Source organism: Marivirga aurantiaca (genome assembly GCF_016679925.1).
Lineage (GTDB): Bacteria > Bacteroidota > Bacteroidia > Cytophagales > Cyclobacteriaceae > Marivirga > Marivirga aurantiaca.
On sequence record NZ_JAEQBW010000002.1, the window covers coordinates 564,066 to 581,943 of the forward strand.

The 17,878-nt window shown below is 37.5% G+C and carries 19 protein-coding genes; 18 read left to right on the forward strand and 1 reads right to left on the reverse strand.

Features of this window, described 5'->3' with window-relative positions; translation table 11 throughout:
* Positions 1-145 precede the first annotated feature (145 nt).
* Genes JKA74_RS07820 through JKA74_RS07830 form a run of 3 tightly spaced genes read left to right on the forward strand, consistent with a single transcriptional unit; the run spans position 146 to position 2,050 of the window.
* Positions 146-982: an alpha/beta fold hydrolase gene (locus JKA74_RS07820; protein ID WP_201430603.1), complete on the forward strand. Its 837-nt coding sequence runs from the start codon at positions 146-148 to the stop codon at positions 980-982.
* On the forward strand, positions 979-1,470 hold the full coding sequence (locus JKA74_RS07825) for an RNA polymerase sigma factor (RefSeq protein ID WP_201430604.1): 492 nt from the start codon (positions 979-981) through the stop codon (positions 1,468-1,470). The genes JKA74_RS07820 and JKA74_RS07825 overlap by 4 nt, the downstream gene beginning before the upstream one ends.
* Positions 1,457-2,050, forward strand: a complete 594-nt coding sequence (locus JKA74_RS07830; RefSeq protein ID WP_201430605.1) for an NfeD family protein — start codon at positions 1,457-1,459, stop codon at positions 2,048-2,050. The genes JKA74_RS07825 and JKA74_RS07830 overlap by 14 nt, the downstream gene beginning before the upstream one ends.
* Before the next feature lie 196 nt (positions 2,051-2,246).
* Here JKA74_RS07830 and JKA74_RS07835 read toward each other — a convergent pair whose 3' ends face one another.
* Positions 2,247-2,999, reverse strand: a complete 753-nt coding sequence (locus JKA74_RS07835) for a methyltransferase family protein (protein ID WP_201430606.1) — start codon at positions 2,997-2,999, stop codon at positions 2,247-2,249.
* Positions 3,000-3,072: 73 nt separating this feature from the next.
* Between JKA74_RS07835 and JKA74_RS07840 the strand changes: the two genes are divergently transcribed.
* From JKA74_RS07840 to JKA74_RS07910, 15 genes are all read left to right on the forward strand, one after another.
* Positions 3,073-3,264, forward strand: coding sequence for a hypothetical protein (locus JKA74_RS07840; RefSeq protein ID WP_201430607.1), 192 nt, complete (start codon positions 3,073-3,075; stop codon positions 3,262-3,264).
* Positions 3,265-3,427: 163 nt separating this feature from the next.
* Positions 3,428-4,150: an iron-sulfur cluster repair di-iron protein gene (gene ric, locus JKA74_RS07845; protein WP_201430608.1), complete on the forward strand. Its 723-nt coding sequence runs from the start codon at positions 3,428-3,430 to the stop codon at positions 4,148-4,150.
* Between the two features lie 92 nt (positions 4,151-4,242).
* Positions 4,243-5,469: a hypothetical protein gene (locus JKA74_RS07850; protein WP_201430609.1), complete on the forward strand. Its 1,227-nt coding sequence runs from the start codon at positions 4,243-4,245 to the stop codon at positions 5,467-5,469.
* Between the two features lie 60 nt (positions 5,470-5,529).
* Positions 5,530-6,033: a c-type cytochrome gene (locus JKA74_RS07855; RefSeq protein WP_201430610.1), complete on the forward strand. Its 504-nt coding sequence runs from the start codon at positions 5,530-5,532 to the stop codon at positions 6,031-6,033.
* A 56-nt stretch (positions 6,034-6,089) separates the two neighbouring features.
* Entirely contained in the window at positions 6,090-8,111 is a 2,022-nt protein-coding gene (gene nosZ, locus JKA74_RS07860; protein WP_201430611.1) for a Sec-dependent nitrous-oxide reductase, read from the forward strand.
* A gap of 59 nt (positions 8,112-8,170) precedes the next feature.
* A complete protein-coding gene (locus JKA74_RS07865; protein WP_201430612.1) occupies positions 8,171-8,782 on the forward strand; it encodes a hypothetical protein in 612 nt (203 codons plus the stop codon).
* A gap of 11 nt (positions 8,783-8,793) precedes the next feature.
* Entirely contained in the window at positions 8,794-9,231 is a 438-nt protein-coding gene (locus tag JKA74_RS07870) for a nitrous oxide reductase accessory protein NosL (RefSeq protein WP_201430613.1), read from the forward strand.
* A complete protein-coding gene (nosD, locus tag JKA74_RS07875) occupies positions 9,231-10,493 on the forward strand; it encodes a nitrous oxide reductase family maturation protein NosD (RefSeq protein ID WP_201430614.1) in 1,263 nt (420 codons plus the stop codon). The genes JKA74_RS07870 and nosD overlap by 1 nt, the downstream gene beginning before the upstream one ends.
* The gene (locus tag JKA74_RS07880) at positions 10,468-11,193 is read left to right on the forward strand and encodes an ABC transporter ATP-binding protein (protein WP_201430615.1); all 726 of its coding nucleotides are present in this window, start codon (positions 10,468-10,470) and stop codon (positions 11,191-11,193) included. Before nosD ends, JKA74_RS07880 begins: the two co-directional genes overlap by 26 nt.
* On the forward strand, positions 11,186-11,953 hold the full coding sequence (locus JKA74_RS07885) for an ABC transporter permease subunit (protein ID WP_201430616.1): 768 nt from the start codon (positions 11,186-11,188) through the stop codon (positions 11,951-11,953). The genes JKA74_RS07880 and JKA74_RS07885 overlap by 8 nt, the downstream gene beginning before the upstream one ends.
* 1 nt (position 11,954) lies before the next feature.
* A complete protein-coding gene (locus JKA74_RS07890; RefSeq protein WP_201430617.1) occupies positions 11,955-13,031 on the forward strand; it encodes a hypothetical protein in 1,077 nt (358 codons plus the stop codon).
* A gap of 263 nt (positions 13,032-13,294) precedes the next feature.
* Entirely contained in the window at positions 13,295-14,245 is a 951-nt protein-coding gene (locus JKA74_RS07895) for an aldo/keto reductase (protein ID WP_201430618.1), read from the forward strand.
* 84 nt (positions 14,246-14,329) lie between these two features.
* Entirely contained in the window at positions 14,330-14,956 is a 627-nt protein-coding gene (locus tag JKA74_RS07900; RefSeq protein ID WP_201430619.1) for a protein-L-isoaspartate(D-aspartate) O-methyltransferase, read from the forward strand.
* Between the two features lie 21 nt (positions 14,957-14,977).
* Positions 14,978-16,132: a glycoside hydrolase family 88 protein gene (locus JKA74_RS07905; protein WP_201430620.1), complete on the forward strand. Its 1,155-nt coding sequence runs from the start codon at positions 14,978-14,980 to the stop codon at positions 16,130-16,132.
* A gap of 95 nt (positions 16,133-16,227) precedes the next feature.
* Positions 16,228-17,526, forward strand: a complete 1,299-nt coding sequence (locus JKA74_RS07910; protein ID WP_201430621.1) for an erythromycin esterase family protein — start codon at positions 16,228-16,230, stop codon at positions 17,524-17,526.
* The last annotated feature ends 352 nt before the right edge of the window (positions 17,527-17,878 follow it).

Sequence of the window (17,878 nt, forward strand, 5' to 3'; positions counted from 1 at the left end):
AATAGACATTAAAAGGGGAGAGTGAGCAAAGTAACTGATTAGCGACTAATTTGCAGAGTGATAGAGTTTTTGGAGAATATTTTCGGTTCAATGTAACAATTCAATGGTTTTTGATACTAAGTGGAAACTTATAAATTGAAAACGTATGAAAACAATTACAATCACTTTAGCATTCTTTTTATTTTCCTGGATAGCTTTTTCTCAAAATCCGGCTATTTATACAGAAAAATCTGGTGAGGGAAACACTCTGCTGCTTTTACCAGGCTTTACCACTCCAGGTGCTGTATGGGAAGAAAGCATACAGCATTTAGAAAAGCAGCATAGCTCAATCATGGTTTCCTATGCAGGCTTTAATGGTTTACCAGCTATTGAAATGCCCTGGTACGAAACTATTAAAAAAGAATTAAGAGCCTATATTCTCAAAGAGAAGCTCAATCATTTCTCGATAGTTGGGCATAGCATGGGAGGTATGTTGGCCATGGAACTTGCTGCTGAATTTCCGGAGAAGATTGACAAATTAATCCTTGTGGATGCTTTGCCCTGCATGCGTGCTCTAATGATGCCGGGAGTTCCATCAACAGCAATACAATATGAAAGTGCTTATAATCAACAAATGTTGCAGCAAAATGACAGTGCTATAGCGGCTATGGCCAATTTAATGGCTCAAAATATGACCAACAATAAAAGTAAAATAAATGATTTAACGCAATGGGGAATTGAAGCAGACAGAGAAACTTTTGTGTATGGTTATACAGATTTACTGAAAGTGGATTTAAGACCTTCGCTGAAAGATATAAAGGCAAAAACAATCATTTTAGGAGCGGACTTCCCGGATAGAGAGATTGTGTTGAAAAACTTTGAAGAGCAATTTCTTCATCTTAAGGAAAAGTCAATTGTATTGGCTCCTGATAGCAAGCATTTTATTATGTTTGATCAGCCGGAATGGTTTTATGACCAATTAAATGATTTTCTGTCTCAATGAATTTTACCCCTCAAACATTTGAAGCTCTTCATTTGCAATTTAAACCCATGGTAAAACAAGTTTGCCTTGGGTATGTGAAGGGAGATGAAGAAGCTGCAAATGATTTAACACAAGAGATTTTTATGAATGTCTGGAATGCATTGGCAGGTTTTGAAGGGCGCTCTTCTTACAAAACCTGGGTGTACAGAATTACTGTAAATACTTGCTTGAGTTACCTCAGAAAAAACAAGAAATTACTGTATACTTCATTGGATACGGAACATTCGGAAATGAATGCAGATACAAGCGAAGCCGATGAATACGATCTGTTATTTGCAGCAATTGGTCAATTAAAAGAAATGGACCGCTTAATTATTATGATGGTATTGGATGACCTCAGCTATGATGAAATAGGAGAGGTAATTGGGATTAACCCTACGAATTTGAGAGTAAGAATACATAGAATAAAGACCAGGCTTAAAGAAATAATAGAAAATGGAAAATTTTGATACTTATAAAAATCAGTGGCAATCGGGACGAAAGCAGCTTGTGGAGAAAGGTTCAGGTATAGAGGAAATTATTCAGTTGGCACAAAAAAAGAAAAGAGAATCTATAATGAGCCATTATGGAACTATCATAGTGTTGAGTATTACTTTTATAGGGCTTGTCTTGTTTTTCAAATACATAGCGCCTTTTAATGAATTGTTAAGTCACATAGGTATGCTTTTTATGTTGGGAGGTTTGTTGGTCAGAATACTGGCAGAGGTTTTCAGTTTAATGAAAGGCTTTAGTTTGCCTCCTGACATGACAACCGAGCAGCACATTCGAAAAATGATGGAGTTTCATCATCTGCGAAAGAAGATACACGGTGTTTTTACCATCATCATACTTGTTTTGTATGTAATTGGCTTTTATTTGTTAACCCCCGAGTTTAGCCTCCATATTGAGCAGAAATGGATGATTTTAATGCACATATCTTTTGTTTTTGTTGCAGTGGGGCTCTATTTTCTGATCAGGAAAAGTATAAAAGATGAATTGGCTACTTTAAAAGAGTGGAGTGAACTGCAAACAGATTTACATCAATCTTAAGAAGAGATTTACTATAGGAAGTTAAAATCAGAAACTAAGCGTTGTAGTTTACTGATAGGAGTGGATCTGTAGCACGGATATAAGTCAGCTTTAATTAGGAGTTTTTCAAATTACTATGGTGAAAATGCCAATAAAAAAGCCGACTTATAGTAAGTATAAGTCGGCTTTTCATTGCTATAAATAACTATAATCAATTCTATCTTCCTTCCGTATGTAAGACGGAAGATTTCTTTTTCAGGATTTTTAAAATGATATAGAGGACAATCGAAAAAGCACATGCCCCCAATAGATAATAATTGTAATCATTTTTACCGGTCACCAATTGACCTAGTACATCAAAAAGTGCAAAAATGATAAATATAGCAGCAAATCCATTTTTCTCTTTTTTCAATACTTTTTTCCAACTGAAAGAGATATTGGGTTTTTCAAAATTCTTGAACGAAGGAATAAAAGCAGGAACCCTTTCTGCCCAGCTTGTATAAGTATCTTTGAATTTTCTACGAAGGAATTGTTCTTCGGCAAACATAATTCTTTCGTAATATACCCAATAGAATAAGCAAAAGGCGACAACAAACCATACATTTCCTGTTACCAGTGCAGGCCCAAGCCACATCAGAAAATTCCCAACATATAAAGGATGTCTTACAGTTGAATAAATCCCGGAAGTATTCAATGTATCTGCCACTTGTTCACCAGTGTTTCTTCCGGAGGTATTTTTGGGAGTGTGGCCTACAGTATACGCCCGGACCACTTGCCCTATTAAACTTATGAAGATGCAGAAATAGACAAAATAGTCTTCATAGATAGTTCCTTTCAGAAGGAAGATTTCAGGATTAAGTGCAGTATGTAGGTAAATTGCCAGACCTACTAATAAGATAATAATGGGAAGAGTACCTCTGTATTTGAAAAGCCATACTCCTTGTTTCTCTAGTTCTTCTTGTAATGCCATGTTGTTGTTTAGATGCAATTAGTGATTGGTATAACAGACAAAACAATATAAAATTCATTACAATCAGTGATAAATGGAAAAAAAACAATATTTGGATTTAGAGAAAATGATGTATGAATTTGTTGGTAAATTAATAATTAAAAGGGCTGATTTTATGCAATCAAAATATACTTTTTCATTAAAATGCTTTAAAATAGATGATAGAGGTATCTTAAGTCTTTTTCATATTACTTTGAAATTAATTTTTAGCAGACGCAAAATATGATGTTTATTATGTATGTTTTGTCAGAGTTTTGTATTAAAATAATAAAGGATAAAATTATCCGAAATAGAAAATTATGTATATTTGTATTATCATAAAGAAAAGAAGCGGACAAAACTTAAGAAGTAATTTGAAAACTTGACTAAAGCTCTATACAGAGATAATTATGAATACTATCAAAGAACAAACAATCGGGGAATTAGTGGCAAAGGATTACAGAGCAGCTACTGTATTTGAAGCTTTTGGAATAGACTTTTGCTGTAAGGGCAACAGATCCATAGAGGAAGCATGCGATAAGAAGAAAATAAATTCTGCTGAGGTAAAGTCAGCATTAGATAAAATTTTTGCTGTCAAAAAAGAAGGAGATATTGACTTTAAATCTTGGCCAATGGATTTATTGGCAGATTATATTGAAAAGAAACATCATAGGTATGTGCAGGAGCGTATTCCATTGCTATCCCAATATCTTGACAAACTGTGCAAAGTACATGGAGATTCACATCCTGAGCTTTTTAAGATTAGAGATGAATTTAAAGAATCAGCTACTGAGTTAACAGCTCATATGGGGAAAGAAGAGGATATTTTATTTCCTTATATAAGACAGATGGTAAATTTTGAAATGGCAGGAACAGCTATAGACCCCCCTTATTTTGGTACAGTAAAAAATCCAATTAGCATGATGATGGATGAACATGAAGCTGAAGGTGATCGCTTTGAAAGAATAGTTGAACTTACTTCAGGCTATACACCTCCCACAGATGCCTGTAATACTTATAGGGTTACTTATCAGCTATTGGAGGAATTTGAAAAAGATTTGCATAAACATATCCATCTGGAAAACAATATCTTATTCCCTGCGGCTATTGAAATAGAGGCCAATGAAACATAATTTTTTTTATTTATAGGATAAAAGGATAAAATAATCTTAAAATATGGTCAGAATTAACTACATTAGTAGTTAAGGCTCTTAATTCTACTTTTATGCGTAGCTCATGGATTTTGGTTTCGTTAATTAATTTCTTAATAGCTGCCTTAATGGGACTTCTATTGCGATTTGCTTTCGTATGGGAAATTCCATGGCTTGATTACAGGCATATGTTGCATGGGCATTCACATATTGCAATGTTAGGTTGGATCTATCTGGCCCTGTATGCCTTTTTTGTAGATTTTTTTGTTCCTCCTGACAAACAAAAAAAGCCGTTTTATTCCCGCCTGTTTTGGTTTACACAGTTATCTGTTGTGGGTATGATGGTCAGCTTTCCTATACAAGGTTATGCAGCCGTTTCAATTACTTTTTCTACCCTGCACATTATTGCCAGTTATATTTTTGCCTGGAGAATCTGGAAAGATCTGCAAATTCAAAATCCGCAGGTGCTTCTTTTGGTAAAAGCCAGCCTGATTTTTATGCTTATTTCTACGCTCGGCATTTGGGCGATGGGGCCAATCATGGCCACAGATTTGAGAAGCAGTCCATTGTATCTCTTAGCTATACAATTTTACCTTCATTTCCAATTTAATGGCTGGTTTGCATTAGCTGTTTTAGCATTGATCCTCCGCCAGTTCAATAACTGGAATGTACATCTTTCTCAAAAGCATTTTATACGATTTTTCAACCTTTATGTATCAGGTTTACTGCTTACTTTCTTCCACGTACTGGACTGGGCCTACCAACAGGAATTTTTATTTCTCACTAATGCATTAGGAGTAGTACTGCAAATGGCAGCTATTATATATCTATTTCTGCCGGTAAGGAAACAATTGCTTGCTGCATTTAAAGTTCAAAATTCTTTGACTCGTGCCTTACTGCTGTTTGGGTTATTTTCATGGTTGGCAAAAGTAGTATTTCAACTCATGTTAGTATTCCCTGATATAGCCGGCATTTCCACTGTTATTAGGAATTTCATGATAGGGTATATCCATTTAACCATGTTAGGCCTCATTACAGGATGGTTGTTTGTTATTCTATTTGAACGAATCCCACAATTTAAAGGTAAACTCGGTTCAGCTGTTTTCATCATAGGATTTGTGGCTACAGAACTGATCTTATTTCTCCAGGGATTTTTCTACTGGATGGGATGGGGCATGTTACCGGCCTATCATGAAGTACTGGCTTTTATGTCTGTTTTATTGCCTCTGGGACTGGTTTTTATATTATTAAAGGGACTGCTCAATCAAGTTCAATTAAAGGAAGCTCATATATATACATGACTTTTATCATGATTTTAACTAAACACAATAACTTAATTTGTACCAATAAAAATGAAAACTATGAAAAAGCTAAAATTACCTGTAATCCTGATCGCATTAATGATTATGTATGCTTGCGGTGGAGGCGGCTCTGAACAAAAGTCTGAGCAGCAATCTGAGCAACAAACCCAGAAGAAAGATGTACCTGAATCTATTAAGCAAGGAAAAGGAATCGGAGAGGTGAAAGAGGTGGAATTAACTGTGGAATTGGATGAACAAATGATAAAACGTGGAAGGGAAATTTATGAAATGAAATGTTCCTCATGCCATAAATTAACTGATCAAAGAGTGGTAGGGCCTGGTTTTGCAGGTGTTACTAATAGAAGAAAGCCTGAATGGATCATGAATATGATCACCAATGTAGATGTAATGTTGGTGGAAGATCCGGAAGCTCAAAAATTATTGGAAGAGTGTTTAACACGCATGCCAAATCAGAATGTGAAAATGGAAGATGCACGTGCCATACTGGAGTTCTTTAGAAATAATGATATGGATAAGACGGGTAAAAAAGACCAGGCTATCTAATACTTTCTTAAAATAATTACCTAAAAAAGAACAATATAAAATCAACAATCATGAACATGAAAAATAGAATGCAGTTTGGATTTTGGATGCTATTCCTGATAGCATTCACTATTTCATGCGACCAGAAAGACTCCACCAAAGTGGTAGAAGGAAATGCAGCCGAACAAGCCTATGTGGCCCCGGGCGAGTATGATGAATATTACGCCTTTTTATCGGGTGGGTATAGCGGACAAATTACTGCCTACGGACTTCCGTCAGGTAGATTGTTAAAAGAAATTCCTGTATTTTCTCAGTACCCTGAAAATGGGTATGGATATAGTGAAGAAACCAAGCCGATGTTCAATACCTCTTATGGATTTGTTCCATGGGACGATTCACACCATATTGAACTTTCTCAAACAAAAGGGGAATTTGATGGCAGGTGGCTATTTGTAAACGGCAATAATACACCAAGAATAGCCAGGATTGATTTATCTACTTTTGAAACGGTTGAGATTCTTGAAATTCCTGATGTGGCAGGCTTGCACTGTGCACCATTTATTACCGAAAACTCTGAATACTTAGTATCCGGCACACGTTTTAGTATTCCCATTCCACAGAAAGATGTGCCTATTGATACTTACAAAGAAAACTTTAAAGGGTTGATCAACTACGTTTCAGTGGATCCTGAGCACGGTCATATGGAACTGGCCTTCCAGATTGAAATGCCTGGTTTTAATTATGACCTTGCAAGAAATGGTAAAGCAGTTTCGCACGGATGGAGCTTTTTAACAACTTATAATTCAGAGCAGGCACATTCCCTTTTAGAAGTAAATGCTTCTCAGAAAGATAAGGATTTAATGGCGATCATTAACTGGAAAAAAGCAGAGGAATATATGAAGCAAGGTAAATTTACTGAGCGTCAGACTTCCTATTTCCACAATTTGGTAGATGAAAGTACAGGAATTGTTGAATCAAAGGAACGAACATTGACTAAAATTCTTGATCCTAAAGAATTACCGGGAATGGTTTATTTTATTCCTGTACCTAAATCGCCACATGGATGCGATGTTGATCCAACGGGAGAATATATAGTAGGTAACGGTAAATTGTCCGCAGATATGTCTGTTTATTCTTTTAGTAAATTGATGAAGGCTATAGAAGATGAAAATTTCGATGGCGATATAGATGGAATTCCGGTGATTAACTATGAAGCCGGACTACACGGTATTGTTAAAAAACCAGGTTTAGGTCCTTTGCATACAGAGTTTGATGGAAGAGGCAATGCTTATACTACCTTCTTTATTTCATCTGAAGTAGTGAAATGGGATGTAGAAACTAAAGAAATTTTAGACAGACAACCAACTTTCTATTCTCCTGGTCACTTAATGATACCGGGCGGTGAAACCCGTAAACCGGATGGCAAATACTTGCTCGCCATGAATAAAATCACCAAAGACAGATATTTACCAACAGGACCTGAATTAGCGCACTCAGCTCAATTATTTGATATCAGCGGAGATAAAATGAAACTGATATTGGATTTCCCTACCAAAGGAGAGCCGCATTATGCGCAGGGAATTAAAGCTGATAAGGTACAGCCTAACGCAGTGAAATTCTATGACATTGAAGCCAATGAACACCCTTATGCCACTTTAGGTGAGGGTAAAACCAAAGTAGAGCGTGATGGTAATGAAGTGCATGTGTACATGACTGCCATGAGGAGTCACCTGGCACCTGATAATATTGAAGGTTTCCAGGTAGGAGATAAAGTATATTTCCATGTAACTAACCTGGAGCAGGATTGGGATGTACCTCATGGATTTGCCATACAGGGAGCCACCAATGCAGAATTACTGGTTATGCCGGGACAAACCAGAACATTGGTTTGGGAACCTAAAAAAGTGGGAGTTTATGCCTTCTATTGCACGGATTTCTGCTCGGCACTTCATCAGGAAATGTCAGGTTATGCAAGGGTATCTGCTAAAGGTTCTGATGTTCCTTTGAAATGGGGATTGAACGAAGAATTGAGAAACAATCAGCAAGCGGCTCATAAATTCTATGATGAAGCCAAAGCAAGTGCTGATGCTTCCAAATAATTAAATTCAAATACTGCCATCGGCATACGGTGGCAGTATTTTACTTACAAAATCTTCTTATGAAAAATTTCCTGCAGCCGAGAATCATCATGCTCGCTAGCTTAATATGTCTGGGATTAGTTTTCTTTTTTCCACTCTGGCAAATTACACTTGAGGCAGCTCAATTTCCGGGTGGTTTACAACTCCATATCTGGATCAATAAGGTCTCAGGAAGTGAAAAAAATATAGTGCAGAATGTAAATATTCTCAATCATTACATAGGCATGCAGGCCATTCATCCTGAATCTATTCCTGAACTTAAATATTTCCCTATCATCACCTATTTTATGTTGGGTTTTGGAGTATTAACCATCTGGCTGAATAAAACCTGGGCTTACTTAAGCTGGTTTATATTGATGGCAGTATTAGGCACTTTAGGAATCTATGATTTTTATCTTTGGTTATATGATTATGGACATAATCTTGATCCTATGGCTCCCATTAAAATAGAAGGAATGTCATTTATGCCACCATTATTTGGCGAAAAAGATTTACTCAACTTCTATGTAAAATCTTATCCGCATTGGGGTGGTGTTTTCCTGGGCTTGTCAATCATCATTTCAGGGTTGGCCTTTTGGAGAAAAAGAAGAGCTGTTCCAAAAGAAAAAGCTTCTTATTTATCTACTAATTAAATATTGATTGTATGAAGTACCTTCAAAATTTAATGCTGATTTTAATTTTCATCAGCTTTCAGTCGTGTACCCCTAAGCCTGAACCCATTGCTTTTGGCACCGATCATTGTGTGTATTGCAAAATGGGAATTGTAGATCCTAAATATGGGGGAGAATTAGTCACTGAAAAAGCCAGAGTATTTAAATTTGATGCCGTGGAATGCATGCTACCATTTATGAAGGAAAATCCCGATCAGAAGTATGCCTATATACTGGTCTTAAGCTATGATGACCCTGCTGAGTTACATAATGTAGAAGAGCTGGTTTTTGTGCAGTCAGAAAAGTATAAAAGCCCTATGGGTGGCAATATTGCAGCATTTCTTTCACAAGAAAATACCATGACTGATGATGGACTTGTAATGACCTGGCCTGAATTAAAAAAAGAATTGAAATCTGTCCCCATCAATTGATGCTTTATAAACTTTTAATCGGTTTCATATTTTTTGCCTGCTCTGCGGAAGTTTTATCTGCCAAAACCTGGCATGTTAAACCTAAATCCGATCTTTCGGAAATAAAAAAAGCTGTGGAAATGGCTGCTGATTATGATACCGTTTATATCCATAACGGCACTTATTTTGAAGACCTGATTACCATTGAAAAACCTTTGACTATTATAGGTGTGGGTAAACCTGTTATTGACAGCAATGGGGGAGACGAAATATTGATTGTGGCTTCCGATAATGTAAACATAAGTGGACTTACACTTCAAAATGTGGGGGTAAGTTTTCTTAAAGACAGAGCGGCTATTAGATTGGTGGAGGTACGCAATGTGGTGATAAAGGATAATATTTTGAAAAATACATTTTTTGGAATTTATCTACAAAAATCATCTCATTGTAAAGTGATCTCCAACACCATCATAGGAGATGCCGAAAATGAAATCAATGCTGGTAATGCTATTCACATCTGGAAAGCAAATAATATAGAGGTGATTGATAATATGGTGAGCTATCACAGGGACGGCATCTATTTTGAGTTTGTGGACCAAAGCCTGATCAGGGGAAATTCAAGTAAATACAACATGCGTTACGGATTGCATTTCATGTTCTCAAATTACGACATTTATAAAAATAATATTTTTCAGCACAATGGCTCCGGTGTGGCAGTTATGTTCAGTAAGCAAATTAAAATGATTGAAAATCAGTTCAAAGATAATTGGGGAGGTGCCTCCTACGGCATTCTGCTGAAAGAAATAAGCGATGGCCTGATGGAAGGAAATATTTTTGAAAGAAATACAATCGGTGTTTTGGCTGAGGGCGCCAATAGAATCAGGATTTCTAATAATAATTTTATCAATAATGGAAAGGCGATTAACATTAAAGGCAATTGCCTGAATAATGAAATTTTATCCAACAACTTCATTGGCAACACTTTTGAAGTGTTAACCAACTCAAAATCCAATCTTAATCATTTTGAAGGTAATTATTGGGGACAGTATAAAGGATATGATCTGGATAAAGATGGAATAGGGGATGTGCCGCATCGGCCTGTGAATTTATTTGCTTTGGTGACGGATAAAATTCCTGCAGCCAATATGTTGTTGCACAGCTTTTTGGTAAATAGCATGGAGATGGCCGAACGTATGTTCCCTCAAATGATACCAGAACATTTAATAGACAAAAAACCACAAATTAAACCTATATCACATGATTCATATCAGAGAACTCAATAAAAAGTTTGGAAAGCATCATGTATTGCAAAATATAAACCTGCAATTTGAATTAGGACAGGGTGTGGCTTTAATAGGCCCAAACGGCTCGGGTAAAACTACCCTCATTAAAGCATTATTAGGCATGGTGATTCCCGATAAGGGGGAAATGTTATTCAATGGAAGTTCTATTAAAAACCAGAGTTTGTACCGTCAGAATATTGGATATATGCCTCAAATCAGCCGTTTTCCTGATAATATGAAAGTAGGCCAGCTATTTAATATGATAAGGGATGTGAGGGAGGATATAAAAGCTGATGTCTATGATTGGGAGCTGTATGATTCGTTTGAAATTGAACAGATGAAAACCAAAAGATTAAATATTTTATCCGGAGGAATGAAACAAAAAGTAAGTGCTGCCCTGGCATTTTTGTTTAATCCAAAAGTTCTTGTTCTGGATGAACCCACAGCAGGGCTGGATCCTGTCTCTAATGAAATATTAAAGGAAAAGCTGAGAAAATCCATCACCAATGGAAAGCTGGTTTTAATTACCTCTCACATACTGAATGATTTGGACGAGATTACCACTCATGTGGCTTATTTAATGGACGGGAAAACGCAGTTCTTCAAAAGTCTGGAGCAACTTAAAATGGAAACTTCAGAAGACAGGTTGAATAAAATCATTGCACATATTTTAAATGGAGAGGAGGCCGTTCATGCTTAAGATCACTAAATTTATTGTTCAGGATCTTTTCAGAAACTGGATTATCCTCTTGTACATGATTTTCCTGATGGCGGCATCTTTTGGTTTTTTTATGCTGGAAGGGCAAGCCGATAAAGCTTTATTGGGCTTGCTTAACCTGAGCTTGTTGGTAGTACCCATGATGACCATTATTTTCTCCACCATGTACTACTATAATATGTACGAATTTATAGTGCTGATGCTGGCACAACCCCTTAAGCGGAAAACTATTTTAAGTAGTATTTTCCTTGGGCTATGTATCGCCTTCGGACTGGCCTTAATAGTAGGTTTAGGAATACCTATGCTGGTAATGAATTATTCCATTGCTTCATTAATGCTATTGGGAGTCGATTTGTTGCTGACTTTTATTTTTATAGCTATCGCCTTGGTGGCCGGAATATGGACTCGGGATAAAGCAAAAGGAATGGGAGTTTCCTTATTGTTCTGGGTGTATTTTGTATTGATTTTTGATGGGTTGATCTTGCTTTTGATGTATAATTTCAGCGATTACCCTATAGAAAAAATTATCTTATATATCACATTGCTTAACCCGATTGATATTGGTAGAATACTGGTGCTGATGCAAACACAGGCAGCAGCTTTAATGGGATATAGTGGAGCAGTTTTTAACCAGTTCTTTACACAGGGCTGGGGTATTGCTTTAGCCTTTCTGGCATTGCTTTTCTGGACTGCTTTGCCTGTATTTATTTCATTCAGATTGTTCCACAAGAAGGATTTGTAAGATGCCACCGAAAAGTAGTCTTATCTTTCCCTTTGTGATTATCTCTCTCATTTCAGGGATAGCAGGTGGTTGGGTGAGACTGGGCTGGACTGAAATTGTTATTTCTGAAACGGCTGCAACACATGGCTTATTGATGACTGGAGGCTTTCTGGGAAGCTTAATTGCCCTGGAAAGAAGTATTGTCATGAAAGGAAAAGGATGGTTTCTTGTTCCTTTATTAGGGGGGCTTTCAGCTCCACTTTTTATTTCAGGTTTTTATCAATCAGGGCTGTATTTCCTCATGCTTGCAAGTGCAGGCCTGGTTTTAATATTATACATTCAGGCACTTAAATATAAGTTGCCTGAGCAGTGGCTATTGCTGGTAGGCTCCATCTGCTGGTTGATCGGCAATATTTTAGTAATTAAAACAGGATTTATTCCCATGGCTTCTCCCTGGTGGATAGCTTTTATATTATGGACAATAGTCGGGGAGCGACTGGAACTGACTAAATTTTTACCTAATCCCAATTGGAGTCGGTATTTACTCTACGGATTATTAGGTTTGTTTATCATAGGGATACTAACTCCTTTCCACAGTAATGGTAATTGGGTTATGGGCATTGCAGCTATTTTAATTGGGCTGTGGCTGCTTAAGTTTGACATGGCACGTATTTCCATGAAGAAAACATCCCATCACCGCTACATAGGTGTGGGTTTAATGACAGGCTATGTCTGGTTAGTCTCTTTTGGCTTAATCCTGTGTTTTTTAAAATTTCATCCATTCTTTTACGATCTTTTTCTTCACACTTTCTTTTTAGGATTTGCTTTTTCTATGATTTGGGCTCATGCACCAATAATTTTGCCAATGGTTTTAAAAGTGAGGCATACGCTTTACCATCCAGTGCTTTGGATTGGTTGGCTATTGTTTCAACTCACTTTATTGGGAAGAATGCTATTTGCTTTAGCCAACGAAGTTGACAGCCGCAAATGGTTTGGTGTAGTTAATGGCTGGTTGATTATAGCCATGTTTGTACTTATGGCCACCTTAATGATCCTCCATATCAGGAAGTCAAAAAAGGCAGTATTTATACTCAAGTAGCTGTTATAGAATTTAATTCTTTAATCCGGTTTGCTTAAAAAAGAAGATCAAACGATAGAAATCTTTACTATCAGAGTTTGTGTCTTAACAAATGCTTTATTAAGCTACTTCCCTGCCCAAATCATATCATCATTTCCAAAACCGAAACAGTGGTTAGAACGTCTTGTATTACATACATTCACTTATTAAGCTAATTTTCTTAGAAGCAATTGTATATGATGGTAAATTCATATCATCAATGAATCAAATTGAAAAATAAATCAATGAAGAACTTAACATTTAGAAACGGGGATATTTTACCTGCTTTAGGGCTCGGAACCTGGAAATCAGAACCCGGAGAAGTTTACAATGCAGTACTTGAAGCTATTAAATGTGGTTACAGGCACATTGATTGTGCGTACATTTATGGTAATGAAAAGGAAATTGGAAAGGCATTGCAGAAAGCATTTTCGGATGGTTTGGTAAAGCGGAAAGAAATATTTATCACTTCAAAGTTATGGAACAATGCGCATAAACAAGAGGATGTGAAATCAGCCTTACAAATCACCTTGGATAATTTGCAACTCGATTATCTGGATTTATACCTGATCCACTGGCCGGTAGCTCAAAAGCTTGATGCCGTTCAACCAAAAAGCGGAAGTGATTTCCTGAACCCACAACAAGTGCCTTTGGATGAAACCTGGAAAGCCATGGAGGAACTGGTTTCTGAAAAACTATGCAGACATATTGGGGTGGCCAATTTTAGTATGACCAATTTACAAAAACTGATCAATGTAGCAGACATAGTACCTGAAGTCAATCAGGTAGAGCTACATCCTTGCCTGCCTCAAAATGAATTGGTTACATTCTGCAGGCAACGCAACATTATGGTAACAGCTTATTCTCCATTAGGGTCTAAAGACAGGGTAGCTGCAATGAAAAGTGATGATGACCCGGATCTGTTTGAGCTGGAGTCAATTAAAGAAGCCGCAAAAAATCATGCTAAATCACCAGCGCAAATATTAATTGCCTGGGTACTGAACAGGGGGATATCAGTCATTCCGAAATCTACAAGTCCGGATCACATAAAAAGTAATTTGGAAGCTACAGAAATTGAATTAAGTAAAGAGGAAATGGAAGCTATTGCCCAGGAGGAAAATGGATATCGTTTTATTGATGGTAGCTTCTGGACAAAGGATGGTTCTCCCTATACCATGGAGTATTTATGGAAATAGACGAATGCCTATTAGTTCCATATTGAGAATATGGAGTATTTTTTAATCTATTAAATATATTTTTTTAACTCAAAAATCAGTGAGATGATTAGCAAGGAACAAATGATGGAGGAGCAACTGATTAATAGAAATATCAGGGATGTTGCTGTGTTGGAGGCTATGGATAAAGTTGATCGTACACTTTTTGTGCCGGAAGATTTGAAAGATCAGGCTTACGAAGATGGCCCTTTACCAATAGGCCAATCCCAGACCATTAGCCAACCTTATATAGTGGCCTATATGGCTGAACAGCTTGAACTCAATGAGGATTCCAAAGTTTTGGAGATAGGAACAGGTTGTGGCTACAATGCGGCTGTGCTGGCTGAAATTGCAAGTGAAGTTTATACTATTGAAATAGTTGAATGGCTGGCAGAGCTGGCAATGGATAATCTTAAAGTAGCTGGTACTACAAATGTACATGCCAAGTATGGAGATGGCTACAGGGGCTGGCCGGAACATGCGCCCTACGATGCTATTGTGTTAACAGCAGCTCCCAATAAAATCCCTGAACCTTTAAAGTTGCAACTAAAAACAGGAGGAGTATTAGTGGCTCCTATAGGATCTGGTTCTCAGAAGCTGGTGAAGCTTAAAAGGACGGGCCAGGATAGTTTTGAAGAGGAAACCGTAATGATGGTAAGATTTGTACCTATGACAGGGGAGGCTCAGGAATGATTGATAGACTTAAATTGATAAATGATGAAAACTTTAGAGACTAAAATATCAATTGCCCAAAACCTGATGGATGGATTTGCCAAAAGAACCGGCATCACAAAAGAAGTATCGGGTGATCCCTACAGGAGATACCTCTGGACTGATGCATTTGCAGTCCAAAGCTTTTTTGGGTTGAAGCAACTCACTGGTGAGGAAAAATACCATGACTATGCACTTAAATTGATTGATGAAGTGCATGATAAATTAGGGAAATATCATCCCGAAGATAAGCGGCTAGGTGCAATAAGTGGCTTAAATGAAGAAGAAGCCATAAAGCACCCCACCATCAATGGCCTTCGAATAGGAAAAAGGTTAAAAGAGCGGACAATAGATCAGCCTGTTGATGAACAAATGGAATGGGAAAGAGATGGTCAATATTTTCATTATAATACCAGATGGGCTAATGCATTATTCCAAGCTGAAGCACAAACTCATGATCAAAAGTATGCTAACTGGGCTGCTGAGCTTTGTTTGGCCGGAAAGAAGTTTATTAACAAAACAAAAGAGAATGTTCAAATGCATTGGAAAATGAGCGTAGATCTCTCCAGGCCTTTAGTGCCTTCAATGGGTGCCCATGATCCTCTGGAGGGCTTAATTTGTCTGTTAACGGCAAAAGATAAAGCACCAGAAGTTTTTACTGTGTATGATGAAACTCTGGGAAATTTTAAAATTCTTTGTTCAGGAACTGATTGGACTACAACCGATCCTTTAGGATTGGGAGGATTGCTTTTAAACACTATCAGGGTGACAGAGCTGTCACAAAAAATGGAAGTGCCTGATTCAATTAAGCCCAATGTACTTCTGGTGAATTTCAATAAAGGCCTGGAAATGTATTTACAGGATTATGATCCTGATAGCCCTGCTTCTCAAAGACTGGCATTTAGGGAATGTGGTTTATCATTAGGCTTACGGGCGATTTGGGGGCAAAAGGAAGATTTTAAGAAATGGGGTACTAATATAGAGCCCTTAAGACCCTATATTTCCCTGGCTGATGAAACAGAAAGTTTCTGGAGCAATTCTGAAAATCTAGCTACCGATACATGGACAAGTCACCTGGACATCAATGAAGTAAGCCTTGCTGCCAGTATTATTGCCAAAGGCGTACCGGAATGTTTCGGGAGATTGGAGAACCCTTGAGATTCACTTTTAAGAGTGACTCATTATTAAGGGTACTTATTATCATAATTTTTATAAAGACAAGGCTGATTTTTTTAGCGACAAAATGAACAATAATGGCACAATCATTAACAGATTTAATAAAAGAGAAAAAACACGATTTCGTTGATTCGGCTGATTTACAACCCCTAATTAATCAGGTAAAGGATAAAAAAGTAGTGATGTTAGGAGAGGCATCTCATGGCACCCATGAATATTATAATTGGAGGGCGCGAATTTCGAAAATTCTTCTGGAGGAACATGGGTTTGATTTTGTAGCCGTAGAGGGTGACTGGCCTCCTTGCTATGAGTTGAACAGACATGTGAAGCACTACGAAAATTCCGAAAAAGATACCTATGATGTGCTGAAGAAATTTGAACGATGGCCTGCATGGATGTGGGCTAATTGGGAAGTGGAGGAATGGGTCGGCTGGCTCAAAGAATTTAACAGCTCACTTGCAGCCAATCAACGCAAAGGTTTTTATGGATTAGATGTTTACAGCCTTTGGGAATCATTGGATGCCATAATGAACTACCTTGAAAAGGAGGATCCTACAGCTTTGCAGACAGCAAAGAAAGCAATGAGATGTTTTGAGCCACATAGGAATGGTGATGGTCAGCGATATGCGCATTCAACTTATCTGGTGCCGGAAGGCTGCAGTAAAGAAGTGGCAGAAATGCTGATTGAAATTCAGATGAAAACACCAGTTTATAATACAGATAAAGAGCATGTGTTCAGTACGGAACAGAATGCCATTATCGCCAAAAATGCCGAAAAATACTATCGGGTGATGGTACAGGGTGGAGCTTCTACATGGAACATTCGTGATAGTCATATGATGAACACCCTGGATCGTTTGCTGGGATTCCATGGGGAGAGTTCGAAAGGAATTGTATGGGCCCACAATACCCATATTGGTGATGCCTCTCATACTGATATGGCTGATGATGGACTTTACAATATTGGTGAATTGGCAAGGAAAAAATATGGGAAAGAAAACGTTTCATTGGTTGGTTTTGGCTCTTATATGGGCACTGTACTTGCAGGAACAAGCTGGGGAGCAACTGTTGATTTAATGGATCTTCCGATGGGTCGTCCCGGCAGCTGGGAAGAGATTTGCCATCAGTCAGGGAAGCAATTTTTTGTTTTTTTCGAGGATATAAAACATCATCCGGAACTTCAGGCAAGGATACCCCATAGAGCTGTTGGAGTAGTCTATCATCCCGAGCGCGAACGCTATGGTAACTATGTGCCTTCTATTATACAAAAGCGCTATGATGCTTTTGTTTTCTTTAATAAAAGCAGGGCATTAAGTGCTTTGAAAGTTAAAGGAAGAGAAGATGAAGTGCCTGACACTTATCCTTTTGGGATTTAGCTTAATACAAGGATTAAAATCATGTCAAAAGCATTTGTTAGGACACAAATGCGGGCGAACAGGGTGCTACGCGCACTGCCGATCGAACATAGCCTTTTCAGAAAACTTATCTAGGACACTCTTGATAAATACCTCGAAGTTTCCAGGCCAAATAATGTTTGCTCAGAGTATGCGCGTGGGTGGACAAAAAGGCGGGGAGCGCGTTGAATTGTAGCGTAGAAGCATCTTTTTGTCTTGATTTTTTGTTTCTTTTGTATCAAAACAAAAGAAAGGAGAAGAAAATATGGTTTTAAGAGGTGTGAAATTTAAGTGAAAGCCTCAATATTTAGTAAAACTTTTGTTTTTCGAGGTT